22 protein-coding genes and 3 tRNA genes are annotated in these 23,352 nt (G+C 51.2%); 14 read left to right on the top strand and 11 right to left on the bottom strand.

What is annotated here, in order from left to right:
- Nucleotides 1-5: 5 nt before the first annotated feature.
- From efp to ecnB, 3 genes are all read left to right on the top strand, one after another.
- Nucleotides 6-572, top strand: coding sequence for an elongation factor P (gene efp / locus BSPA111_RS17995; protein ID WP_034461125.1), 567 nt, complete (start codon nt 6-8; stop codon nt 570-572).
- Nucleotides 573-633: 61 nt separating this feature from the next.
- A complete protein-coding gene (locus BSPA111_RS18000) occupies nt 634-768 on the top strand; it encodes an entericidin A/B family lipoprotein (protein ID WP_183272520.1) in 135 nt (44 codons plus the stop codon).
- A 102-nt stretch (nt 769-870) separates the two neighbouring features.
- Entirely contained in the window at nt 871-1,017 is a 147-nt protein-coding gene (gene ecnB, locus BSPA111_RS18005) for a lipoprotein toxin entericidin B (RefSeq protein ID WP_034492730.1), read from the top strand.
- Between the two features lie 47 nt (nt 1,018-1,064).
- On the opposite strand, the gene BSPA111_RS18010 is transcribed toward ecnB, so the two are convergent.
- Entirely contained in the window at nt 1,065-1,580 is a 516-nt protein-coding gene (locus tag BSPA111_RS18010; protein WP_255459301.1) for a LuxR C-terminal-related transcriptional regulator, read from the bottom strand.
- Nucleotides 1,581-1,953: 373 nt separating this feature from the next.
- Between BSPA111_RS18010 and sugE the strand changes: the two genes are divergently transcribed.
- Complete coding sequence (gene sugE, locus BSPA111_RS18015) at nt 1,954-2,271, top strand: quaternary ammonium compound efflux SMR transporter SugE (protein ID WP_183272522.1); 318 nt, start codon at nt 1,954-1,956, stop codon at nt 2,269-2,271.
- An 11-nt stretch (nt 2,272-2,282) separates the two neighbouring features.
- Here the strand turns inward: sugE and BSPA111_RS18020 are convergent, their stop codons facing one another.
- The 6 genes from BSPA111_RS18020 to frdA all read right to left on the bottom strand — a co-directional run bounded on the left by BSPA111_RS18020 (nt 2,283) and on the right by frdA (nt 7,450).
- On the bottom strand, nt 2,283-2,810 hold the full coding sequence (locus tag BSPA111_RS18020) for a lipocalin family protein (RefSeq protein WP_183272523.1): 528 nt from the start codon (nt 2,808-2,810) through the stop codon (nt 2,283-2,285).
- Between the two features lie 99 nt (nt 2,811-2,909).
- Nucleotides 2,910-4,061, bottom strand: coding sequence for a CMY2/MIR/ACT/EC family class C beta-lactamase (gene ampC / locus BSPA111_RS18025; RefSeq protein WP_183272524.1), 1,152 nt, complete (start codon nt 4,059-4,061; stop codon nt 2,910-2,912).
- 90 nt (nt 4,062-4,151) lie between these two features.
- Nucleotides 4,152-4,511: a fumarate reductase subunit FrdD gene (gene frdD, locus BSPA111_RS18030; protein WP_064540797.1), complete on the bottom strand. Its 360-nt coding sequence runs from the start codon at nt 4,509-4,511 to the stop codon at nt 4,152-4,154.
- Nucleotides 4,512-4,520: 9 nt separating this feature from the next.
- Nucleotides 4,521-4,916, bottom strand: a complete 396-nt coding sequence (gene frdC / locus BSPA111_RS18035; RefSeq protein ID WP_183272525.1) for a fumarate reductase subunit FrdC — start codon at nt 4,914-4,916, stop codon at nt 4,521-4,523.
- Between the two features lie 10 nt (nt 4,917-4,926).
- A complete protein-coding gene (locus tag BSPA111_RS18040; RefSeq protein WP_373925643.1) occupies nt 4,927-5,652 on the bottom strand; it encodes a succinate dehydrogenase/fumarate reductase iron-sulfur subunit in 726 nt (241 codons plus the stop codon).
- A 4-nt stretch (nt 5,653-5,656) separates the two neighbouring features.
- The gene (frdA, locus tag BSPA111_RS18045; protein ID WP_183272527.1) at nt 5,657-7,450 is read right to left on the bottom strand and encodes a fumarate reductase (quinol) flavoprotein subunit; all 1,794 of its coding nucleotides are present in this window, start codon (nt 7,448-7,450) and stop codon (nt 5,657-5,659) included.
- A 329-nt stretch (nt 7,451-7,779) separates the two neighbouring features.
- On the opposite strand from frdA, the gene epmA reads away from it, so the two are divergent.
- Nucleotides 7,780-8,757, top strand: coding sequence for an elongation factor P--(R)-beta-lysine ligase (gene epmA, locus BSPA111_RS18050; RefSeq protein WP_183272528.1), 978 nt, complete (start codon nt 7,780-7,782; stop codon nt 8,755-8,757).
- 128 nt (nt 8,758-8,885) lie between these two features.
- Here epmA and mscM read toward each other — a convergent pair whose 3' ends face one another.
- From mscM to rsgA, 3 genes are all read right to left on the bottom strand, one after another.
- Nucleotides 8,886-12,224, bottom strand: coding sequence for a miniconductance mechanosensitive channel MscM (gene mscM / locus BSPA111_RS18055; protein ID WP_183272529.1), 3,339 nt, complete (start codon nt 12,222-12,224; stop codon nt 8,886-8,888).
- A 57-nt stretch (nt 12,225-12,281) separates the two neighbouring features.
- Complete coding sequence (gene asd, locus BSPA111_RS18060) at nt 12,282-13,247, bottom strand: archaetidylserine decarboxylase (protein WP_183272530.1); 966 nt, start codon at nt 13,245-13,247, stop codon at nt 12,282-12,284.
- Nucleotides 13,248-13,451: 204 nt separating this feature from the next.
- The gene (gene rsgA, locus BSPA111_RS18065; RefSeq protein WP_183272531.1) at nt 13,452-14,507 is read right to left on the bottom strand and encodes a small ribosomal subunit biogenesis GTPase RsgA; all 1,056 of its coding nucleotides are present in this window, start codon (nt 14,505-14,507) and stop codon (nt 13,452-13,454) included.
- A 113-nt stretch (nt 14,508-14,620) separates the two neighbouring features.
- Between rsgA and orn the strand changes: the two genes are divergently transcribed.
- The 4 genes from orn (at nt 14,621) to BSPA111_RS18085 (ending at nt 15,671) form a co-directional block, all read left to right on the top strand.
- Nucleotides 14,621-15,166, top strand: coding sequence for an oligoribonuclease (gene orn, locus BSPA111_RS18070; protein WP_183272532.1), 546 nt, complete (start codon nt 14,621-14,623; stop codon nt 15,164-15,166).
- 173 nt (nt 15,167-15,339) lie between these two features.
- A tRNA-Gly gene (locus BSPA111_RS18075) sits at nt 15,340-15,415 on the top strand.
- 67 nt (nt 15,416-15,482) lie between these two features.
- Nucleotides 15,483-15,558: transfer RNA gene (locus BSPA111_RS18080), tRNA-Gly, on the top strand.
- A 37-nt stretch (nt 15,559-15,595) separates the two neighbouring features.
- Nucleotides 15,596-15,671: transfer RNA gene (locus BSPA111_RS18085), tRNA-Gly, on the top strand.
- 270 nt (nt 15,672-15,941) lie between these two features.
- On the opposite strand, the gene queG is transcribed toward BSPA111_RS18085, so the two are convergent.
- Complete coding sequence (gene queG, locus BSPA111_RS18090) at nt 15,942-17,081, bottom strand: tRNA epoxyqueuosine(34) reductase QueG (protein WP_183272533.1); 1,140 nt, start codon at nt 17,079-17,081, stop codon at nt 15,942-15,944.
- On the opposite strand from queG, the gene nnr reads away from it, so the two are divergent.
- Genes nnr through miaA form a run of 5 tightly spaced genes read left to right on the top strand, consistent with a single transcriptional unit; the run spans nt 17,080 to nt 23,256 of the window.
- Nucleotides 17,080-18,606: a bifunctional ADP-dependent NAD(P)H-hydrate dehydratase/NAD(P)H-hydrate epimerase gene (nnr, locus tag BSPA111_RS18095; RefSeq protein WP_183272534.1), complete on the top strand. Its 1,527-nt coding sequence runs from the start codon at nt 17,080-17,082 to the stop codon at nt 18,604-18,606. The genes queG and nnr overlap by 2 nt on opposite strands.
- Nucleotides 18,599-19,060 (top strand): tRNA (adenosine(37)-N6)-threonylcarbamoyltransferase complex ATPase subunit type 1 TsaE, encoded by a 462-nt coding sequence (gene tsaE / locus BSPA111_RS18100; protein WP_183272535.1) that lies wholly within the window; start codon nt 18,599-18,601, stop codon nt 19,058-19,060. The genes nnr and tsaE overlap by 8 nt, the downstream gene beginning before the upstream one ends.
- A gap of 13 nt (nt 19,061-19,073) precedes the next feature.
- Nucleotides 19,074-20,411, top strand: a complete 1,338-nt coding sequence (amiB, locus tag BSPA111_RS18105; RefSeq protein ID WP_183272536.1) for an N-acetylmuramoyl-L-alanine amidase AmiB — start codon at nt 19,074-19,076, stop codon at nt 20,409-20,411.
- Nucleotides 20,412-20,420: 9 nt separating this feature from the next.
- On the top strand, nt 20,421-22,316 hold the full coding sequence (gene mutL, locus BSPA111_RS18110) for a DNA mismatch repair endonuclease MutL (RefSeq protein ID WP_183272537.1): 1,896 nt from the start codon (nt 20,421-20,423) through the stop codon (nt 22,314-22,316).
- Nucleotides 22,309-23,256, top strand: a complete 948-nt coding sequence (gene miaA, locus BSPA111_RS18115; RefSeq protein ID WP_183272538.1) for a tRNA (adenosine(37)-N6)-dimethylallyltransferase MiaA — start codon at nt 22,309-22,311, stop codon at nt 23,254-23,256. The genes mutL and miaA overlap by 8 nt, the downstream gene beginning before the upstream one ends.
- The last annotated feature ends 96 nt before the right edge of the window (nt 23,257-23,352 follow it).

Genomic DNA, 23,352 nt, shown 5'->3' on the forward strand with positions numbered 1-23,352 from the left:
GCCTTATGGCGACTTATTCTAGCAACGATTTTCGTGCCGGTCTTAAAATCATGTTCGAAGGCGAACCTTACGCAGTCGAATCCAGTGAATTCGTGAAACCAGGTAAAGGCCAGGCCTTTGCTCGCGTTAAAATGCGCCGCCTGCTGACAGGCACCCGCGTTGAGAAGACCTTCAAATCTACCGACTCCGCTGAAGGCGCAGACGTTATCGATATGAACCTGACTTACCTGTACAACGACGGTGAGTTCTACCACTTCATGAATAACGAAACCTTCGAGCAGCTGGCAGCTGATGAGAAAGCGATTGGTGACAACGCTAAATGGATGCTGGATCAGGCCGAGTGTATCGTGACCCTGTGGAACGGCCGTCCAATCGCAGTACAGCCACCAAACTTCGTAGAGCTGGAAATCGTTGAAACGGATCCAGGTCTGAAAGGTGATACTGCTGGTACCGGCGGTAAGCCTGCAACACTGTCTACTGGTGCTGTGGTTAAAGTACCTTTGTTCGTTCAGACTGGCGAAGTCATCAAAGTTGACACTCGCTCTGGCGAATACGTTTCTCGCGTTAAGTAATACGTGATGGTTGGCGGTGGGGCGTTTGACGCATCACCGCCGATTGCTAAAGGCAGGGAAGATGAGCCGTTTAATTAAACATTTACTTTTCATCACGTTGCTAACCACGATTCTGACGGGCTGTAACGCCACCCGCGGCTTTGGCGAAGACCTGAAACACCTTGGCGGCGCTATTGAGCGCGCAGCAAACAAATAATTTCCAACACTCCTAAAAATCTGCTTTTTCCGTCAGCCTGCCATTTTTTGACTATGCTTTAACTGCTATACACAAACAAAATCGTCAAAAAAGGATACGGTCATGATTAAGAAAACTATTGCAGCGTTTTTTTCTCTCATAGTGCTTTCGTCATTATTGACTGCATGTAATACGACTAAAGGCATGGGTGAAGATATTCAAGATGGTGGTCAAGCGATTTCTGGTGCAGCAACAAAAGCACAGAATTAATATATTAGCGGACGGTACGGTATTCATGCCGTACCGTTGTTAATTCATTATTGCTGATGCTGTTCTATGAACAATGAAAATCGATTGTTTATCCCGAGTTTCATCCGGATATTTCGTTTGTAGGTATATACCGTCTTAGTGCTAATTCCCATCATGTTGGCAATAAAATCATTGTTGGCCTCATCGGTCCATAATTTTAATATCCGTTCTTCCCGCAGCGTGAGCAAGGGAGAGGTATACTGACGCTTAGAGTAAAACGGAGGGCGGGAGCTAAGCTGTGCCTGAATAGCCGCATAAAGTTCAGGTAACGGCAGTGATTTACTTAATATAGAGTGCGAGCCTTGTGATAAGCAGTATTCTTCAATCTTCTCGTGTCGAATACTATTAAATATCATTAGGCGAATAGATTTTCCACAAGCTGAATAAATAGATGAGAGTTGCTGGATATTATGTAATGAGTTGGCGAAGCTAGTAAAGTCGGCAATAACAAGGTTTGGCCGCCATTGTATTATTTTTTCGCGAGCTAAAAGCAAATTGTCTGTTTCAACAATAGAGAATGCCATATTGTTGCTCAGCCAGCTTTTAAAACCTTGTCGACTATAATGACATCGGTCCACTAACAATATCTTATGCATACTTACCGTTCGCGTGACTCACTATTACAGCCTTTTCTGAATGTTCGAGAAAACATTATAATATGAAGAAAACTGCTGAAATGAATTGTGGATTTACGGGTTAATTAGCAGTCAATTCTTGGCTTAGCGTCAGCGTACCCCCACACGTGGCAACTAAACGTTACTGGTTTGTTGGCAGCAAAGTGTCATTTTGGTTTTTCTGCGCGTGATGGGTTGCTAGAATCATCGCCTCACCAGCCTTAGGGGACGACCCTTAAGCGCTTCTTGATTTCCGGGGACGGCCCCATTGCTGGAGCTGTTTATGGCCTGGTTGATTCTTGTTATTGCTGGTTTATTAGAAGTTGTCTGGGCTGTCGGCCTGAAGTATACCCACGGTTTTACCCGCTTGTGGCCTAGCGTTATCACGGTGGTAGCGATGATTGTCAGCATCGTGTTGCTGTCATGGTCGATGAAAACCTTGCCGACCGGCACGGCATACGCTATCTGGACAGGTATTGGTGCTGTGGGTGCTGCGACGACGGGTATCTTGCTGTTAGGCGAATCAGCAAGCCTGGCCCGCATTGCGAGCCTGGCGCTGATTGTCCTCGGGATTATTGGCCTGAAAATCAGCACGCATTAAGAGCCATCCCATCAGTGCTGTTTAATCCACAGAAGTTTTTCCACCGGGAAGCCCTGTTGTGTCGCGATCTTCAGCATTTGCTCTTTCACCTCAGGGCTGATGGTTGGCGTGCGTGACAATATCCACAGATAGTCCTTATCCGGCCCGCACACCAGTGCGTGTCGGTAATCTTTATCTATCGAAATCACGTTGTAACCACCGTAAAACGGCCCATAGAACGAAACTTTAAGTGACGCACGGCTTGGGTCACCCGTGAAATAGGCTTTGCCAATACTTTGCTGCCACATCTGCCTGTCCGGGTTAAAACCTCTATTTATCACTCGAAGACCGCCATCATCCATGGCGCTGTACGTGGCTGTCACTTGCTCCAGTCCGCTTTCAAATTTGTGGTCAAGTCTGGCAATTTCATACCACTTGCCGAGATACCGTTTAGCATCAAAATTATTAACCACCGTGGTGCCTGGTGGTGGAGTCGGGGTGCTACAAGAGACGACGAGAAACGCAACTGCAATGGTGGTGATAATCGGCCAGATGCGCATAGAAAAATCCTTGTCTGTTTTTGCTAAGTGTAGATTGTGGTGGGGAAAATGCGGGGAATGGCTGGAAATAAAAAGGCCTGCTGCGCAGGCCCGTTTGTTTTACTGCAATGCTTCGAGGATTGCGTATCCTGCTTTTACGCGCTCGGTGTTGGGGTAGCTTTTATTTGCCAACATCACAATGCCGAGTTGTTGCTCGGGGATAAATGCCACATAAGTACCAAACCCTCCGGTTGACCCTGTTTTGTGGACCCAGGATGCTTTAACAACAGGAGCGGGTGGCTCGATGGCTACTGCTTTTTGCGGGGCGAGTGCCACTTTATTGTCGCTACCATTAATCAGCGTTTTGGCATCCACCGGCAAGTTGTGCATCTCCCAACCTAATCCCTGATACATGCTGCCAATTCGCCAGTAGCGCGTTTGTGCCAGTTCGATGCCTTGCCGTAACGTTTGGTCGCCGACATGTTCAGGCTTCATATTGGCTTGCACCCAACTTGCCATGTCTTCAATCGTCGATTTCACACCATAGGCTTCAGCATCCAGCATACCTGGTGAAACGTGTACGGTTTTGCCGTCGCGGTAACCCCAGGCATAGCTGCTTTGTTCAGATGCGGGCACTGTTATCCAGGTATGCGAAAGGTTCAGCGGCTGGAATACACGTTTGGACATCGCGTCTTCAAAGCTCATCCCTGAAGGTTTCACTGACAGCGCGCCGAAAAGGCCAATGCTGGCGTTGGCATACACACGAGTCGAGCCCGGAACCCATTGTGGCTGCCAGTTCTGATAAAAGTGGAGCAGGGACGTCTGGTTGGTGACGTCATCAGGCACCTGCAACGGCAATCCACCTGCGGTGTAGGTGGCAAGTTGCAGCAGATTTATCTCTTTCCATTGTTTACCGGTTAATGCAGGCCAGTACTTCGTAACCGGGTCGCTGAGCTTAATTTCACCGCGAGCGACAATATCGCCGCCAAGAACGCCGGTAAAGGTCTTACTGACCGAGCCGAGTTCAAACAATGTCTCTTTCGTTACGGGTAAATTGTGGCTGATATCCGCTTGGCCATAAGTGAAGTAATGCGGTGTCCCCTGATAAATAACGGCGACCGCCATACCTGGAATACTCTGTTCTTTGAGCAATGGAGCGATAACACTATCAACGGTCTGAGCAAGCTGCTTTTCGGTGAGGGTTTTCTGGGCGGCAAAAGCAGGGTAAGAGGCCGTGAGCATCAACATGCAGCAAAGCGTTTTTTTTATCATTGGTGTTCCTCCATAAAGTGACACTTTAGTTCGCGCTGGTACAAATAAAAAGGCCTGCACAATGGCAGGCCTTTTTAACAATCCGCGTAATTAGAGAGTAATTACACCGATAAAGGTCACAACGGTCAAGATCGCCGCAAGACCGTAGAACACCCACTTGCCAGATGGCACGTGAATTTTCAGGTCGTGCATCGCATGGTGAATACGGTGTAGCCCGCACCACAGCGGCAGAACAATCATCAGGAAGATGAACAAGCGGCCAATCAGACTTTGAGAAAATGCCAGCACACGCTCATAGCCCAACGCATCGCCCGGGAACAGACCCAGCGGCAACATAATACCAACCAGCAACACGATGACGGGTGCGATGATCGCCCCCCACATACCGCCTGCGCCAAACAGACCCCAGAATACCGGCTCGTCGGAGCGTTTTGGATTTGGATTAATCATGACGTCCCCTTACCAGAACAGTGCAACAAACAGAATGACGACAGTGGCGACAGCCGTCACCGCCCACAATCCTTTAATCACCGGCTCAGGGCCCATTTTCTCATCTTTAATGATGATATTGGCGGCCTTCGGTGCCAGTTCAAACCATGTTTTGGTATGCAGTAAAGCAGCCGCTAAGGTGATCAGATTGAGGATAACCACAATCGGGTTCTGCAGAAAACTGACAAATCCCGCCCAGCTTTCAGGGCCGCTTTTCAGTGAAAACAGACCGCAGATAAGCAGAATGCTGAACCAGACGGTCGGCACGGCTGTACCTTCGCGAATCATATAAAAACGGTAGAAGCCCAGCTTTTGCCACCAGGTCGGAGTCATCGTCCGTACATATGGCTTACGTTTCGTAGTCATTTTGCACTCCTTAGCGTGGTTTCAGGGTGGCAATCAAAAAGTCTTTCGAACTTTCGACTTTACCCTGCTGGATGGCCGCTGCCGGATCGACGTGTTTCGGGCAAACTTCGGAGCAATAGCCCACGAAAGTACAGCTCCAGACGCCGTTCTGGCCGTTTAACTGCGCCATACGCTCTTTCTTGCCATGGTCGCGGTTATCCAGGTTGTAACGATGAGCAAGCGTAATGGCCGCTGGGCCAATGAACTCAGGATTCAAACCAAACTGAGGGCAAGCCGCGTAGCACAAGCCACAGTTGATGCAGCCGGAGAACTGATGGTATTTCGCCATCTGTGCTGGCGTCTGGGTGTTTGGCCCCTGATCTGGCGTGCGCGGGTTGCCGATGATGTACGGCTTAATGGCTTCCAGGCTTTCGATAAAGTGGGTCATGTCGACCACCAGATCGCGCTCGATAGGGAAGTTGCCCAGCGCTTCAACCTTCATGCCCTGTGTGTATTCACGCAGGAAGGTTTTACAGGCCAGTTTAGGCACGCGGTTGACCATCATGCCGCAAGAGCCGCAGATAGCCATACGGCATGACCAGCGGTAGGTCAGGTCTGGTGCCAAATTGTCTTTGATGTAGCCCAGCGCATCAAGCAACGAGGTTTGCTCGTCATAAGGCACTTCATACATTTCGCTGTGCGGCTTGCTATCCGTTTCCGGGTTGTAGCGCACAATTTCAATCTTCAGAGTTTTCATCGCATCAGCCATTCGACGTCTCCTTCTTCTTATCGGCCGCTTCTGCTTCCGCACCGTAGACGCGTTTAGCCGGTGGCAAAGTCGTGATTTTCACATCGCTGTATTCCAGGCGCGTGGTTCCATTTGCGTCACGGAATGCGAGAGTATGTTTCAGGAAATTCACGTCATCACGCTCGGTACAACCTTCGTCTAAGCGCTGGTGTGCCCCACGAGACTCTTTACGTGCCATCGCCGAGTGCGCCATACATTCCGCCACATTCAGGCCGTGGCCCAACTCGATGGTGTAGAGCAAATCGGTATTAAACACGCTGGAGGTGTCAGTGATGCGCACGCGTTTGAAGCGATCTTGCAGCTCAGCCAGCTTATCGATAGTTTTCTGCATCAGTTCTGGAGTGCGATAAATACCGCAACCTTCTTCCATCGACAGACCCATTTCATCGCGGATCTTCGACCAGTTTTCAGTACCTTCCTGATTAACCAACTTCTTCAGACGCGTTTCTACGTCAGCGGCTTGTGCATTCAGCGCGGCATCATTAGCAGGTTGCGCTTCGTTCGCACGACGCATCGCACTTTCACCCGCCATACGGCCAAATACAACCAGCTCAGCAAGGGAGTTAGAACCCAGACGGTTTGCCCCGTGCAAGCCAACTGAAGAGCATTCGCCAACGGCAAACAGCCCTTTGATACGGCTTTCACATTGGCTATCCGTTTCGATACCCCCCATGGTGTAGTGCGCGGTAGGACGAACCGGAATCGGTTCTTTTACCGGGTCTACGCCGACATAGGCTTTTGACAGCTCACAGATGAATGGCAGACGTTCGAGGAGTTTTTTCTCACCCAGGTGACGCAGGTCGAGATAAACCACATCGCCGCGTGGCGTTGGAACGGTGCGGCCAGCACGCCATTCGTGCCAGAAAGCTTGAGAAACTTTATCGCGCGGACCGAGTTCCATGTATTTGTTACGTGGCTCGCCCAGCGGAGTTTCAGGCCCCATGCCGTAATCTTGCAGATAGCGATAGCCATCTTTGTTGACCAGAATACCGCCTTCACCACGGCAGCCTTCCGTCATCAGAATGCCGGAACCTGGCAGGCCAGTAGGGTGATATTGCACGAATTCCATATCACGTAGCGGTACGCCGTGGCTTAACGCCATACCCATACCATCGCCGGTCACGATGCCGCCGTTGGTGTTGTAGCGGTAAACACGACCCGCACCGCCGGTTGCCATCACCACAGCATTTGCGCGGATCTGCACCAGCGTACCTTCCATCATATTCATGGCGACCAGGCCACGTGCTGCCCCGTCATCAACCAGAATATCGAGCACGAAATGCTCGTCAAAACGTTGGATTTGCGGGAACTGCAATGAAGTCTGGAACAGGGTGTGGAGCATGTGGAAGCCGGTTTTATCCGCGGCAAACCAGGTGCGCTCAATCTTCATGCCCCCAAAGCGACGCACGTTGACTGAACCGTCCGGGCGACGGCTCCACGGGCAACCCCATTGCTCAAGTTGAGTCATTTCAGTTGGGCAGTGGTGGACGAAGTAGTCGACCACATCCTGCTCACACAACCAGTCACCACCAGCAACGGTGTCATTAAAATGGTATTCGAAACTGTCGTGATCCTGCGCAACGGCGGCAGAACCCCCTTCGGCGGCCACGGTGTGGCTACGCATCGGGTAGACTTTGGAGATCAGAGCAATTTTGGCTTGTGGATTGGCTTGTGCTGCCGCGATGGCAGCTCGTAAGCCCGCTCCGCCAGCGCCTATTATGGCGAGATCGGCTTGAAAGGTTTGCACGACATTCCTCCAGATTTTAGTTATTCCGCTTAGCTGATTTAACCAAAGGTAGTTCACCGATACGGCGCTAGCTATAGCGAAAGGGTTATCCCTGCTCCTTTGTAGGTAGCGGATTATAGCCGTAGGCTTACTATGGAAATTTGACGTGTTCGATTTTTTTGCTGTTCAGTGCAGCAATTAATTAATTTTGGTGATGAGTTATGTCACGAAATTCAAATTAGTACCGCCAGATCGGTGCGGCTGGCGATGAAAAATTACTGCGCAAAATTTGTCTCCCTAATACGTTGCGAGTAGACTTCTCCGCCTTGTTTGAATACGGAGACATCCACATGAGCGAAACGGCCACCTGGCAGCCGAGCGCATCCATCCCCAACCTGTTGAAACGCGCCGCGATCATGGCGGTTATTCGGCGTTTTTTTGCCGACCGCGGTGTACTGGAGGTGGAAACACCCTGCATGAGCCAGGCTACGGTAACGGACATCAATCTGTTCCCGTTTGAAACCCGTTTTGTTGGCCCAGGCCACGCTCAGGGCGTCAATTTGTACCTGATGACCAGCCCGGAATATCACATGAAACGCCTACTGGCGGCGGGCGTTGGCCCGGTATTCCAGCTGTGCCGTAGCTTCCGTAACGAAGAGATGGGTCGCCACCATAATCCAGAATTCACCATGTTGGAGTGGTACCGCCCGCACTACGATATGTATCGTCTGATGAACGAAGTTGATGATTTGTTGCAACTAGTTCTGGAAACCGATGCTGCCGAGACTCTTTCTTATCAGCAAGCATTCCAGCGCCACCTGGAGATTGATCCGCTTTCTGCGGACAAAAACCAACTGCGCGAAGCGGCAGCGAAACTTGATTTGAGCAATATTGCCGATCAGGAAGAAGACCGCGACACATTGCTGCAATTGCTTTTCAGCATGGGTGTAGAGCCGCACATTGGTAAAGACAAGCCGACGTTTGTTTACCACTTCCCGGCAAGCCAGGCCGCACTGGCGCAGATCAGCACCGAAGATCACCGCGTAGCCGAGCGCTTTGAGGTTTATTTCCGAGGCATTGAACTGGCGAATGGTTTCCACGAATTAACGGACGCGCGTGAACAGCAACAACGTTTCGAGCAGGATAACCGTAAACGTGCCGCTCGCGGTTTACCGCAACAGCCAATAGATGTGAATTTGCTGGAAGCGTTGAAAGCCGGATTGCCGGATTGTTCAGGCGTGGCGTTAGGTGTGGATCGTTTGATTATGCTGGCGTTGAAGGCTGAAAGACTGGCTGACGTGTTAGCGTTCCCGGTAGACCGGGCATAGAACAACCCTCACCCTGGCCCTCTCCCTGAGGGAGAGGGGATTTACAGTTTTCCCCTTCTCCCCTGAAATAGAGGGTGTACGGTTTTCTCCTTCTCCCTGGGGAGAAGGCCGGGATGAGGGGGGAACGTTTACAAACTCCCCGGCGTTCTGCCCGCTTTACCTGACGATGTCAGCGTCTTACTACTACGTTGCCCGCCCAAACTATCCAGACGCATCTGGAATGGAGGGAACGGCAGTTCGATACCGTGTTCGCGGAACCCTTGCAGAATCAGCTGATGAATCTCGTGGCGCAGCGGCATACGGTGGTTCATCTCTGCGGCGTAAATACGCAGTTCAAAGATTTGAATACCGGCCTGTAAATCCACCAGGAATGCTTCTGGCGCTGGGTTATCAATCACCAGTGAACAACGCTCTGCCGCTTGCAACAGCACCTTCGTTACTTCTTCGCTGTTAGCATCGGAAGGTGCCGGGACCGTTAACACCACACGCGTGACGGAGTCCGAGAGTGACCAGTTGATAAACTGCTCGGTGATAAAAGCCTTGTTAGGGACGATTATCTCTTTGCGGTCCCAGTCGCTGATCGTGGTCGCTCGGGTGTTGATTTTGGTGACGCTACCGGTGAGATCGCGGATTGTTACGGTATCGCCAATACGAATCGGCTTTTCAAACAGGATGATCAGGCCAGAGATAAAGTTGGCGAAAATCTCCTGCAAACCAAAACCTAAACCCACACCCAGAGCGGCGACGAGCCACTGCAACTTCGACCACTCAATACCAATCATTGAGAAGCCCACCAACGTCCCGACCAGCAACAGCAGGTATTTGGTCACGGTGGTAATGGCGTAACCTGTGCCCGGTGCTAAATCCAGATGCTGAAGCAGCGCGAGCTCGAGCAGCGCAGGCAGATTACGCACCAGTTGCATGGTGATAATCAGCACCAGAATAGCAATCAGCACGGCACCGAGCGTAATCGGTTCAAGGCTTTCCACACCTTGTACCGTTGAGGTCACATCCCACAACGTGATGTTCTCAAGGAAGCCAAAGGCGGAATGTATTTCTGACCACAATACAATGACCGACAACAGCGCAATCAACATCAGAATCGAACGCACCAGACGCAAGGATTGTACGCTGATGGTATCCAGATCGATTTCCGGCTCCTCGATGGCTTCCGCCGAACCTTCAGTGCTGTGGGCATGTGCGGGTTCTTCTTCGCCACGGGCACGTTGAGCAAGGATTTCCGCGCGGCGATGTTTGGCACGGTCAAATGCCAGACGGCGGCGCTGGATGAGCATCCAACGGCGGAAGATATGGTAAACAACCAGCAACAGGAACCAGATAGCGACGGACGTTTCTAGCCTTGCGAGCAACGCTTGCGCAGTGGCCAGGTAGCCGACAGCCGCTGCCAGAATGGCAATTAACGGGGCCGCAAGTAGCAGGTTCCACAGCATCGTGTTCGCAATGTTTTCGCTATTACCTTGTTTATCCAGATACAGCGGAATACCGGCGCGTTTCAGGCTTAAAGTCACGAGCGCCATCGCGCCGCAAATTAAAATAAAGCACAGCCGTCCAAGCGAGTCGGAGAACTCTCGGTCGTTGAGATTATCAAACATAATCAATGCCATAATCAGTGGCACGATCAGGCAGATACTCAGCATGTAGTAACGCATGGCGCGAGCCACGCGGTGCTGAGGCCAGCCAAAATGCACAATGAACAAGCCATTCGGACGGGCGAACGTCGCACAAATCATCACAGCCCACAGCAGTGGAACTGTCGCTGTCACGCCATCACCTATCGCCACCGCCAGGGGGTACGGCCAACCGGCTTGCAGTCCGAACCCGAGTGTTGCCCACAGCACCGGCAAAGGCAGCGCCACAAGAATTGACCAGAACACCGTCCGCAACGTTAAGCTGAAATGATCCTGAGTGACCTTGCCAACCTTTGCACTGGATCGTTCAAGGAAGGCTGTGAAATGGCGGCGTGAGCTGATACTGAAGCCCACCAGTATTAATGCGCCGAACAACGGCAGCAGGGTTTCCTTACTGGTCAGCATCATGATGGTAGCGCTGCCGAGCTGGCTGAATGTATCCATCGACACCAGGCGGCGTAAATCCTGCACGATCTCAACCGGCCAGGTGATACCTATCGGGCTGACATCCGAGGTCCAGAACAGGTAACGGTGGGTCGCCTCGTTCACCTCTTTTAACGCATCTTCAAGCTGGCTGTTCGCCACTTTCAGTTTGGTCAGTTCGAGAATCAGGTTATCGCCGCCTTGCAGCAGGGAATTGAGCAGTTCGCGCTGGGTACGCAGTTGCGCTTCCAGGATACGATTTTGCTCGCTGGTGAGCTCCTTGCCATCAGCTTGCCGAATCTGGCGTAATTGCTGCTGCTTGTTTAGCAGGTCTTCGTAATGCAGGCGTTGAACGCGCAATTGGCCGAGTTCGGTATCCACCTGCTGGGGTTTTGGCATTTCAGGCAAACGAGCAACCTGCGCACGTAATGCTTCGCCCAGAACGTTCGAAACGCCAAGCCATTGTGACTGCTCGCGTAGCGTGTTCAGTGCCTGACGAACTTGCAACGTCTGGCTGGATGCCTGGCGCTGTTGAGACGCCACTAAATCCATACGCTGAGCTTGTTGGTTCAGCGCCTGGGATAATTCGCGGTTATTTTTAAACTGCTCAACAATATCTGCGGGCAGGTTTGCGCTGCTTTCTGCCAGCAATTCGGTACTTTCCAGGGCTTTTTCAGCTTCACGCTGGCGCTGGTTATTAAGTTGGTTACGCAATGCCTGAAGATAAGCATCCAACTGCGTGCTCTGTTTTTGAGCCAGTTCTGCCCTCAGGCGCGCGAGTTCCTGGCGGTTACTGGCTGACAGTTGCGCCAGCTCCAGTTCATCGACTAGCGCTTTAAGGCGCACGGATTCGGCCTGCAAAGAGAAACTTTGCGCCTGTGCTAACGGTGTGCTGGTGGCCGGCAGGGTTCCAATCCGGCGTTCAACGTCGTTTAACTGACGGCGCGCATCGGTTTGCTGCTGCGGGAGTTGGCTGAGTGAATCAGTGATTTCGCGAGTACGTTCCTGCTCTTGCTGCGCAAGGCGGCTTTTATCCAGCAACTGGCTGCTTACTTGCAGGATTTCCTGATTCAGCGCATCGGTCGACATGCCTTCCGGCACTTTTTGCGGTTCATCGCTCAGGTTGTTGATCTGTCGGCGTAAGGTGTCAGAGAGCTTGGGGAAATTATCTATGACTTGCTGATATTGAGTGGCTCGTTCCAGGGAGACTTTGCGTTCATCAAGCGAATTGAGGGCAGCCTGAAGCGCTTCCACGATTTCAGCGTTACCTGGTTTGTCTTTTGCAGACTTAGCTTGTTCAAGTTCCTGGGAGATTTGCCTGGCGTCAGGGGCCGTTGCGGCGTACAGCGGTGAGCTAAGGCACAAACCGATCAGAAATGTGATTATCAGGCGCACGGCACGTCGGTTCCTATAGGTGAAACAGCCCTCGTTATGAGGGCTGAGGATAACGAGTTAAACGTCTGGCTTGTTTTCTGGCGGTGGGCTGGTTTCCGTTTCCGCTGCAATTTCTGCTTCAGGGATTTCGCTCACTGGCACTTCTGGTTCGTTTCTGAATTCGGTGGAAATAGCCAGCGGCTCACCAATCTTCGTGGCTGACAGGTTTTGTAACTGCTCGACCAGATTCACTTTACCTGGGGCGAACAAGTTAATGACCGTCGAACCCAGTTTAAAGCGACCCATTTCCTGGCCTTTTAACAGGGCCACAGAACCTTCGCTTTCACCCGCAGGCCATGTCCAACGTTTAATAACGCCTTCACGCGGTGGAGTGATCGTCCCAGCCCAAACGGTTTCGATGCTGCCAACAATGGTGGCACCCACCAGAATCTGCGCCATCGGGCCAAACTCTGTGTCGAACAGGCAGATAACGCGCTCGTTACGAGCAAACAGATTCGGTACGTTTTGCGCCGTTAAATGGTTTACGGAGAACAGGTCGCCCGGCACGTAAATCATTTCGCGCAAAATACCGTTACACGGCATGTGAACGCGGTGGTAGTCGCGCGGTGACAGATACGTCGTAACGAAGCTGCCGTTACGGAACAAATCTGCCATTAAGTAATTACCCGCAAGCAGGGCTTCAAGGCTGTAGTTGTGGCCTTTTGCCTGCAAGATTTTGTCTTCTTCGATTGGGCCTAACTGGCTGATAACGCCGTCTGCTGGCATCACCAGTACATTCGGATCGGTATTCACAGGACGAACATCGTCACGCAGCGGGCGTACGAAGAATTCATTGAAGGTGCGATAGCTGGCGGTGTCCGGCTTCTGTGCTTCCTTCATGTCGACTTTGTAGTATTTGACGAACAGGTCGATAACCAGTTTGGTCAACCAGCCAGCTCGTTTGCTTGCACCCCAGCCTGCCAGGCGAGTTAGCCAAAGTTTAGGCAGAATGTATTGGAGTGAAAGTTTAAATTTATCTAACAAGATAGCCTCCTGGCTAATGCCCGTCGTCTTTCAAGCCGCAGGCGTGTTGGCTACGTTCGCTCGCCCGAATCACTTACTTATGTAAGCTCATCGGGCCTCGTTCTCTTGCCGCCTTCCTGCAACTCAAAATACATTGGGCATAGAGATATATGCGTACACAAAAAGAAAAATGGAGCGCGATTCTAGCGATGCCCAGCTTAATTGTCAGCGGTCAGTATCGGAAAAGGTTTTACGCGATTTTACCTCGGACATGCTTTCCAGTATGCGATGGTAGTTTTCGAAACGCGTTTCGGCTATTTCCCCACGTTCCACGGCCTCGCGCAGTGCGCAGCCTGGGTCGTTGGTGTGGCTGCAGTCACGGTATTTGCAATGGCCTAAATAGTCATGGAATTCAGTGAATCCATGGGTCACCTGGTCCGGCTCTAAGTGCCACAAGCCAAATTCACGCACGCCTGGGGAGTCGATAACATCGCCGCCGCCTGGGAAATGATACAGACGCGAAGCTGTGGTTGTGTGCTGACCCAAACCGGAGTTGTCAGAAACGTCATTGACCAGAATCTGGACTTCTTTAAAACCAAGCAGGTTATTCAGCAGGCTGGATTTACCCACGCCCGATTGCCCGGCAAAAATACTGACGCGCCCAATCAGCGCTTCTTCCAGCTCTTTCAGGCCTTCTACTTTGTGGCTGGAAACCAACAGCACGCGATAACCAATGCGGCGGTAGATATCCATTTGTTCGTTGACGAACTTCAGGCCTTCTTCGTCGAGCAGATCGGTTTTGTTCAGCACCAGCAGCGGTTCAACGTCGAGGGTTTCGCACGCGACCAGATAACGGTCAATAATATTCAGTGACAGCTCAGGCAAGATTGCGGAAACAACGATGATTTGGTCGATGTTGGCGGCAATCGGTTTTACGCCATCATAGAAATCAGGGCGTGTCAGAACGGTTTTGCGTTCGTGTACTGCATCAACGATGCCTTTGATTGTGACACCTGTCGCAGCTTCTTTCGCTGGACGCCAGACCACGTTATCGCCGGTTACCAGCGAACGGATGGTGCGACGAATATTGCAGCGGTGAATGTCACCACCGGGAGATTCAACATCGGCATGTTGGCCGAAGCGGCTGATTACGCGACCATCGCGCGGCTCGCCAAACTGAGAGTCGTCAGGATCGGCTTTCTCCACAGTCTGTTTAAGCCGACGCTGGTGGTTTGCACTAACCCGGCGCTGCTGTCCTTTGGAGAGTTTATTTTTGCTCAATCTTACTGGCTCCTGGTCGCCCGTGATGGGCAAAACCTCTATGATACACACTATTTTATACGAATTAACCCATCGACAAAGGTGGGCTACGCACAAGAAGGGTGGAAAATAGCATGAGTGGAAATGAAAACAATCTCATTTGGATTGATTTAGAAATGACCGGCCTGGACCCCGAGCGGGATCGCATAATTGAAATTGCCACTCTGGTTACTGATGCCAATTTGAATATCCTCGCCGAAGGGCCAACTATCGCTGTTCATCAGTCTGATGAGCAGTTGGCACTGATGGATGACTGGAATGTGCGTACCCATACCGGCAGCGGCCTGGTTGAGCGTGTTAAAGCCAGTACAATGGATGACCGTGCGGCGGAACTGGCAACGCTTGAGTTCCTGAAACAGTGGGTTCCGGCAAATAGCTCACCAATTTGTGGTAATAGCATAGGCCAGGATCGCCGTTTCCTGTTTAAGTACATGCCTGAGCTGGAAGAGTACTTCCACTACCGTTATCTGGATGTCAGCACGCTAAAAGAGCTGGCTCGTCGTTGGAAACCTGAAATTTTGGCTGATTTCAAAAAGCAGGGCACTCATCAGGCAATGGACGATATTCGCGAGTCGGTGGCAGAGTTAGCATTCTACCGTGAGAATTTTATTAAGCTTTAAAGCTTACGGAAGGAGGCATTTCGCCTCCTTCGTTGATAAAGTAATCATCTTGTTGGTTAAGTAACCACTTGAACATAATTTTTGAAAAAAGTGGTTTGAGGGGCTTGCGACTAAAACGATTTCTCGTATAATGCGCCTCCCGTACCGATGCAGAATTTGCAGCGTTACACAGAGCGGGAATAGCTCAGTTGGTAGAGCACGACCTTGCCAAGGTCGGGGTCGCGAGTTCGAGTCTCGTTTCCCGCTCCAAATTTGATTACAGCAGTACCACCAAATTCGATGGCTTTTAAGCATCAGCTTAAAAGACGAAGAATATGCGGGAATAGCTCAGTTGGTAGAGCACGACCTTGCCAAGGTCGGGGTCGCGAGTTCGAGTCTCGTTTCCCGCTCCAAAATTTGATTTGGCTTTTAAAAGCCAGCACCACCCAAGCGGGAATAGCTCAGTTGGTAGAGCACGACCTTGCCAAGGTCGGGGTCGCGAGTTCGAGTCTCGTTTCCCGCTCCAAATTCTTATCTCCAGTACAAATTATCCACAACGCTAAGCAGCGTCGGTGGTGGTTTTTACGTTCCTGATAAATTGTTGTAAACAGAGTTATCCACAGCTCGCTTCCTTTCTCTTAGATTGCTAATTATTTCTTAACTTTTACATGAATATTTTAAACTATTGATTTTTATCATGTTTTAAATAATTAGAAATGTTAACTCTATCGCTTGACGTTTTTTTTCTTTTTACGCCATAAGGTGTTCTAATTTTTATTCACATCCTGTGGACATGTCACGCATCACGTTTTAACCCCTTTTCAATGACGCGGACCAGACGCTGTTTTTGCGGTAGCTGGACTTCCGTAGCATCCGCGCTTCGCTTGGTTAATTGTTGCGCAATCGCCCAGTCAATGTGTTCATCAAGAAGTGGGTGCTCACCTTTTCGCTGTTGTAACGCTTCCAACATTGTTTCGTCCCAGGGTGCATTGCCCATCGCCACAGCAATATTTCGCAGCCAGCGCAAATGTCCAATCCGTCGAATCGCTGAACCTTCCGTCACGCGGAGGAAGTAATCTTCACTCCAGCCAAATAGCTCAACGAGTGGCGGTGCATGCAACGCGCGGCGCGGGCTAAAATCGTCTTCTACGGTTAATTGCGAAAAACGGTTCCACGGGCAAATCAGCTGGCAATCGTCACAACCATAGATGCGGTTACCTATTAACGGTCTGAACTCTTCTGGAATTGCCCCTTCCAGTTCAATGGTCAGGTAAGAGATACAACGCCTGGCGTCCACGGTGTAAGGCTCAACAATTGCGCCGGTAGGGCAAATTGTCATGCAGGCCACGCAGCGCCCGCACTTTTCCTCGATTGCTTCATCAACAGGAAGAGGAATGTCGACCAACAATTCCCCCAGGAAAAAGAACGAGCCTGCTTCTTGATTTAGGATAAGTGAGTGCTTACCTGTCCAACCCAAACCGGCCTTTTCAGCCAGAGGGCGCTCAAGAAGCGGCGCTGAATCCACAAAAGGTCTAAAATTCAGCGTGGAACAGTGTGACTGGATCATTTCACCCAGTTTTTTGAGCCGATTACGCAGCAGTTTGTGGTAATCGCGTCCCAGGGCATAACGGCTGATATAGCCAATTTTGGGGTTTTTGAGCGTTGATGCAAACGCGGCATTAGCTGGAAGATAGTTCATCCTCACGCTAATCACACGTAATGTACCGGGGAGCAATTCGTGAGGTCGGGCACGCATCATGCCGTGACGAGCCATCCAGTCCATCTCGCCGTGGTATTGTTTATCCAGCCACAACTGAAGCGCGGGCTCACTGGCGGTGAGATCGGTATCGGTTATCCCCACTTGCTGGAAGCCGAGTTCGATTCCCCACTGTTTAATATTTTGCGCTAATTGATTGAGATCGAGGGGCTGTGACATGACGGACCTGAGCCTAAAAATAACCGCTAAAAGTATACCACACTCAGTCTGGTCAGCAGACTGGCTACGTACAGCGGAAAAGCAGGCAGCAGATGACTTAGGATTAACGCTGTATGAATTGATGCAGCGAGCGGGAGCGGCGGCGTTTAATCTGGCTCGCGAACTCTATCCACAGAGTCAGCATTGGCTCGTGGTATGCGGGCATGGGAATAACGGCGGTGATGGATACGTGGTGGCTCGCCTCGCTCAGGCTGCCGGGATCCGTGTGACATTGTTGGCGCTAGAAAGTGATAAAGCATTGCCAGAAGAAGCCGCCACTGCGCGGGAAGCCTGGCTGAATGCTGCGGGCGTCATACATGCAGCTGAACATCTCTGGGCTGATGATATCGACCTTGTCATTGATGGCGTGATGGGAATCGGTCTGAATAGTGCCCCGCGCGAAGCTGCCGCACAGCTTATCGAAAAGTGTAATCAGTGTTCAGCGCCCGTCATAGCGCTTGATATTCCTTCCGGTTTGCTTGCAGAAACAGGCGAAACACCCGGTGCGGTGATACACGCGTCACATACCCTTACGTTTATTACCCTCAAACCTGGTTTACTGACTGGAAAAGCGCGTGATGTCGTGGGAACGCTGCATTTCAATGCACTCGGACTTGAAGAGTGGTTGAGCGGACAGACCGCGCCAATTTCTCGCGTGGATAGCGCGCAATTATCCGGCTGGCTGCACCCAAGAAAACCGACATCGCACAAAGGTAGTAACGGGCGTCTGGTGATTATTGGTGGCGACCACGGAACGGCGGGCGCGATTCGCATGACGGGTGAGGCCGCATTACGTGCAGGAGCTGGCCTGGTCAAGGTGTTGACTCGCCTTGAGAACGTCGCTCCATTGCTGACGGCACGTCCTGAATTAATGGTCCAGGAACTGACACCACATTCACTGGATGAATGCCTTGAATGGGCAGATGTCGTGGTCATTGGGCCAGGTTTAGGATTACAAGAATGGGGAAAAAAAGCCCTGCAAAAAGTAGAGAACAGCCGCAAACCGATGCTCTGGGATGCCGATGCGTTGAACCTTCTGGCAATCAATCCCGATAAACGTCAGAATCGCGTGATTACGCCGCATCCTGGCGAAGCTGCCCGGTTATTAAATTGCTCAATATCTCAAATTGAGAGTGACCGCTTACTTTCAGCTGACCGCCTGGTAAAACGTTATGGCGGAATTGTGGTCTTAAAAGGTGCCGGTACGGTTGTTGCCAGCCAACACGGTGAATGCGCAATCATTGATGTGGGCAATGCTGGAATGGGCAGTGGTGGAATGGGGGATGTGCTATCCGGAATTATCGGAGCATTGCTGGCACAGAAGCTAACCCCGTATGATGCAGCTTGCGCTGGATGCGTTGCTCATGGAGCCGCTGCTGACATGTTGGCCCATCGCTACGGTACACGTGGCATGTTAGCAAGCGACTTATTAACGATGCTTTACCCTTTTGTTAACCCGGATTTGAATAGCAAAGAAAATGATTAATCGAGTTATCGCATTACCTGATGAAGACGCGACATTAGCGTTAGGCGCCTGTCTGGCTAAAGCCTGTGTCGGTGCTACCGTCATTCATTTGTATGGTGACCTGGGCGCGGGGAAAACCACATTCAGCCGCGGTTTTGTGCAAGCGCTAGGCCATAAAGGGAACGTTAAAAGCCCAACATATACATTGGTGGAGCCTTACACGCTCGGCGAATTAATGGTGTATCACTTTGATCTGTACCGACTTGCCGATCCAGAAGAACTCGAGTTTATGGGAATTCGTGACTATTTCACTAATGACGCTATCAGTCTGGTGGAGTGGCCGCAAAAAGGTCAGGGTGTGCTTCCAGAACCGGATGTCGAAATCCACCTAAGTTACCAGGCTGACGGGCGCGAAGCGTGTCTGAAAGCAGTTTCCTCATCTGGTGAGTCGTTACTGGCGCGGTTAGCCAAATAACAAGGATGACGGGATGATCTATCGCGTAAAAAGTTGGTTGATGGCTGTGTGTATACTGGTGTTGACGTCACAGGTCAGCGCCGCAAATTTGGCAGATATTCAGGTATCAAACGGTGATTCTCAGGCCAGAATCACGTTCAGTTTTATTGGCGATCCTGAATATGCATTTTCTCAGGATGATAAGAAAAGCGTTGCTCTGGACATCAAACAAACCGGTGTGATCAAAGGTCTGCCATTGCTATTCAGTGGTAATAACCTGGTGAAAAGCATCCGTTCGGGGCAACCGAAAGATAGCGATTCCCTGCGTCTTGTTGTTGATCTCACCGAGGCGGGTAAAACGCGCGCCGTGAAACAGCAAAATGGTGCTAATTACACAGTGGTGTTCACCATCAATGCTGATGTTCCTCCACCGCCACCTCCGCCGCCAGTCGTGGCCAAACGCGTTGAAGTGCCAGCGGTTACCCGCTCAACGGAACCAGCAAAAAATCCCTTTAATTCACAAACCGTTACTGGCGCAATAAGTTCGAATACTGCGATGCACCCCGCACGTACAGAACACCCTAAGCGTGTCAGCACCCAATCTGATGCTGTCGTAGTCGCTATTGATGCCGGGCATGGTGGTCAAGATCCTGGCGCAATTGGGCCTGGTGGCACCAAAGAGAAAAATGTCACCATCTCGATTGCGCGTAAACTTCGCTCACTGCTTAATGACGACCCTATGTTTAAAGGCGTGCTGACCCGCGATGGAGACTATTTCATTTCGGTAATGGGGCGCTCGGATGTTGCTCGTAAGCAGAACGCCAATATTCTGGTTTCGATTCATGCTGATGCCGCACCTAATCGTGATGCAACCGGGGCTTCAGTCTGGGTGCTATCAAATCGGCGTGCGAATAGCGAAATGGCGGGTTGGCTCGAGCAACACGAAAAACAATCTGAGCTACTCGGCGGTGCGGGTGACGTACTGGCCAACAGCCAGGCTGACCCTTATCTCAGCCAGGCGGTACTGGATTTGCAATTCGGCCATTCGCAGCGTGTCGGGTATGATGTGGCAACCAAAGTGCTGTCGCAGATGCAGCGAGTAGGATCGTTACATAAACGTCGTCCTGAACATGCGAGCCTCGGGGTATTGCGTTCCCCTGATATTCCTTCTGTGCTGGTGGAAACCGGGTTTATCAGTAATAACTCGGAAGAGCGTCTGCTGGATAGCGATGACTATCAGCAAAAAATTGCCCAGGCTATTTATCAAGGGTTAAGGGATTATTTCCAGACGCATCCGTTACAATCTGCCCCTGAATCTTCTCAGACCGCACGCTCTGGCGTGGGTATTGATCAGGTCGCGATTACTCAATAAGGATATTTCATGCCGATTCAGGTTTTGCCGCCGCAACTTGCCAACCAGATTGCTGCTGGCGAAGTGGTAGAGCGCCCCGCGTCGGTGGTGAAAGAGTTGGTTGAGAACAGCCTTGATGCAGGCGCGACGCGGATTGATATTGATATCGAACGCGGTGGCGCCAAGCTTATTCGCATCCGTGACAATGGCTGCGGTATTAAAAAAGACGAGCTGGCATTGGCGCTGGCTCGTCATGCCACCAGTAAAATCGCCACACTTGATGACCTGGAGGCCATTATTAGCCTCGGTTTTCGCGGCGAAGCGCTAGCGAGTATTAGCTCGGTTGCACGGCTGACGCTAACGTCTCGAACCGCTGAACAAAGCGAGGCGTGGCAGGCCTATGCCGAAGGACGCGAGCAAGCTGTGACGGTGAAACCCGCCGCGCATCCGGTTGGAACTACGCTCGAAGTGCTGGACCTGTTCTACAACACGCCAGCACGTCGCAAATTTATGCGCACCGAGAAAACCGAATTTAACCACATTGATGAGATCGTCAGACGTATTGCGCTGGCGCGGTTTGATGTGTCGATTAATCTCACGCATAACGGCAAAGTGATACGCCAATATCGTGCAGTCGCGGAAGGCGCACCACGTGAGCGACGCCTTGGGGCGATTTGTGGTACCGCGTTTCTCGAACACGCGTTGGCCATCGAATGGCAGCATGGTGATTTGGCGCTGCGAGGCTGGGTGGCTGAACCGTCAGCGACGACGCCTGCATTAGCTGAAATCCAATACTGCTATGTGAACGGACGTATGATGCGCGATCGCCTGATCAACCATGCGATTCGCCAGGCCTGTGAAGATAAACTTGGGGCCCTTCAGCAACCTGCGTTTGTGCTATATCTTGAAATTGACCCCCATCAAGTGGATGTGAATGTACATCCGGCTAAGCATGAAGTTCGTTTTCATCAGTCGCGCCTGGTGCATGATTTTATCTACCAGGGGGTGCTGAGCGTCTTACAGCAGCAGAGCGAAAATCGTCTGCCGCTGGAGGAATCAGCCGAAGTTCCGCAGCCGCGCTGGGAACCCGAAAACCGCGTGGCGTCGGGGCGTAATCAATTTACGACGCCGACTCCTGCGACGGCACATCGCGAAGCGCCATATCGTGAAACTGCACCTCGCAGTTCTGGGCAAAATTTCACTGGGGATAGTGGCGGTAGCACGAATAAAAGTGCACCGTTGTGGCCCCACGCGGCACCGGGTTTTCAAAAGAAAGAAGGCGCGTTGTACCGCGAATTACTGAATACGCCTGCACCTGCGGTGGAAAATCGTGTTGCTGAGCCTGAAGTATTCGACGTGTTAGATGCACATGCGCAGAGTTTTGGCCGCGTGCTGATGGTTCTTGCGCCGGATGTCGCCCTATTGGAACGCGATGGCAAATTGATGCTGCTCTCACTGAGCGTCGCTGCGCGCTGGTTGAGAATGGCGCAGCTCGTACCTGGTAGTGAAGGTGCGCGAGCTCAACCATTACTGATCCCTGTTCGTTTAAAAGTCACCAAAGAAGAGCAGGACGTTTTGGTGAAAAATCAGCCGCTTTTGCTGGAAATGGGCATCGAATTTGTTGTGGAGTCGCGTCAAATAACAATTCGCACGGTACCTTTACCTTTGCGTAAACAAAATTTACAAATCTTGATTCACGAACTGCCAGGATACCTGGCGCAACAGACAGAGGTTAACGCAACACAGATTGCTCAATGGTTTGCTCGTCAAATGGACGGCTCTCATGAGCAATGGAACCAGGCGCAGGCTATTGCCCTGCTCGCTGATGTGGAGCGCCTTTGTCCGCAGCTGGTGAAATCACCACCTGGCGGTTTGTTACAACCTGTTGATTTACAATTGGCGATGAACGCCCTGAAACATGACTGAAGTTAAGCAAAACCTGCCACAGGCAATTTTTCTGATGGGGCCGACGGCCTCAGGTAAGACAGCGTTAGCCATTAATTTGCGTAAAACGTTGCCGGTAGAGTTGATAAGCGTCGATTCGGCCCTTATCTATCAAGGGATGGACATCGGTACAGCGAAGCCAACGGCACAAGAACAAGCCCAGGCTCCGCATCGGTTACTTGATATTCTCGATCCGGCACTGTCTTATTCCGCCGCAGATTTCCGGCGTGATGCGCTGGCTGAAATGGCGGAAATTACCGCGAGCGGACGTATCCCCTTGTTAGTAGGGGGAACGATGCTCTACTTCAAGGCATTGTTAGAAGGTTTATCGCCGTTGCCATCCGCCGATCCACACGTTAGGGAGCGGATAGAAAAACAGGCGGCAGAGCAAGGATGGGATGCGTTGCATCGTGAGCTGGCACAGGTTGATCCGGTAGCCGCTGCTCGTATTCATCCAAATGATCCACAAAGGCTTTCCCGAGCACTGGAAGTTTTTTTCATTTCGGGTAAAACTTTAACGGAACTGACACAAACGTCAGGAGAAGCTCTGCCTTACCAGGTGCATCAGTTCGCCATCGCCCCGGCGAGCCGTGAACTGCTCCATCAAAGAATTGAGCAGCGTTTTCATCAGATGTTAGCTTCCGGATTTGAAGCTGAAGTACGGGCTCTTTTTGCCCGTGGTGATTTGCATACGGACATGCCTTCCATTCGTTGTGTGGGTTACCGACAGATGTGGTCTTATCTGGCGGGTGAAATTTCACATGATGAAATGGTTTATCGTGGTATTTGCGCGACGAGACAATTGGCTAAGCGACAGATGACCTGGTTGCGAGGTTGGGAAGGGGTTCACTGGTTAGACAGTGATAATCCGTCTCAGTCTTACAACGAAGTAGTACAGGTAGTTAGTGCGAAGCATCAATGAATGTGTACAATTGAATCGTTATGGTGCGCAGTATCTTACGCAGTTTTTCAGAGCCTCAGGGTTCTTGAGTTACAAACAACAAGCATATAAGGAAAA

The organism is Buttiauxella sp. A111 (genome assembly GCF_014189855.1).
Taxonomy (GTDB): Bacteria; Pseudomonadota; Gammaproteobacteria; order Enterobacterales; family Enterobacteriaceae; genus Buttiauxella; species Buttiauxella selenatireducens.

Excerpts from the sequence above, each read along its gene's own strand:
- orn (WP_183272532.1), top strand. The coding sequence starts at position 14,621 with ATGAGTGGAAATGAAAACAATCTCATTTGGATTGATTTAGAAATGACC.
- miaA (WP_183272538.1), top strand. The coding sequence starts at position 22,309 with ATGACTGAAGTTAAGCAAAACCTGCCACAGGCAATTTTTCTGATGGGG.
- ecnB (WP_034492730.1), top strand. The coding sequence starts at position 871 with ATGATTAAGAAAACTATTGCAGCGTTTTTTTCTCTCATAGTGCTTTCG.
- tsaE (WP_183272535.1), top strand. The coding sequence starts at position 18,599 with ATGATTAATCGAGTTATCGCATTACCTGATGAAGACGCGACATTAGCG.
- sugE (WP_183272522.1), top strand. The coding sequence starts at position 1,954 with ATGGCCTGGTTGATTCTTGTTATTGCTGGTTTATTAGAAGTTGTCTGG.
- BSPA111_RS18020 (WP_183272523.1), bottom strand. The coding sequence starts at position 2,810 with ATGCGCATCTGGCCGATTATCACCACCATTGCAGTTGCGTTTCTCGTC.
- ampC (WP_183272524.1), bottom strand. The coding sequence starts at position 4,061 with ATGATAAAAAAAACGCTTTGCTGCATGTTGATGCTCACGGCCTCTTAC.
- epmA (WP_183272528.1), top strand. The coding sequence starts at position 7,780 with ATGAGCGAAACGGCCACCTGGCAGCCGAGCGCATCCATCCCCAACCTG.
- amiB (WP_183272536.1), top strand. The coding sequence starts at position 19,074 with ATGATCTATCGCGTAAAAAGTTGGTTGATGGCTGTGTGTATACTGGTG.
- mutL (WP_183272537.1), top strand. The coding sequence starts at position 20,421 with ATGCCGATTCAGGTTTTGCCGCCGCAACTTGCCAACCAGATTGCTGCT.
- BSPA111_RS18010 (WP_255459301.1), bottom strand. The coding sequence starts at position 1,580 with ATGGCATTCTCTATTGTTGAAACAGACAATTTGCTTTTAGCTCGCGAA.
- frdD (WP_064540797.1), bottom strand. The coding sequence starts at position 4,511 with ATGATTAATCCAAATCCAAAACGCTCCGACGAGCCGGTATTCTGGGGT.
- efp (WP_034461125.1), top strand. The coding sequence starts at position 6 with ATGGCGACTTATTCTAGCAACGATTTTCGTGCCGGTCTTAAAATCATG.
- queG (WP_183272533.1), bottom strand. The coding sequence starts at position 17,081 with ATGTCACAGCCCCTCGATCTCAATCAATTAGCGCAAAATATTAAACAG.
- nnr (WP_183272534.1), top strand. The coding sequence starts at position 17,080 with ATGACGGACCTGAGCCTAAAAATAACCGCTAAAAGTATACCACACTCA.
- BSPA111_RS18000 (WP_183272520.1), top strand. The coding sequence starts at position 634 with ATGAGCCGTTTAATTAAACATTTACTTTTCATCACGTTGCTAACCACG.
- BSPA111_RS18040 (WP_373925643.1), bottom strand. The coding sequence starts at position 5,652 with ATGAAAACTCTGAAGATTGAAATTGTGCGCTACAACCCGGAAACGGAT.
- frdC (WP_183272525.1), bottom strand. The coding sequence starts at position 4,916 with ATGACTACGAAACGTAAGCCATATGTACGGACGATGACTCCGACCTGG.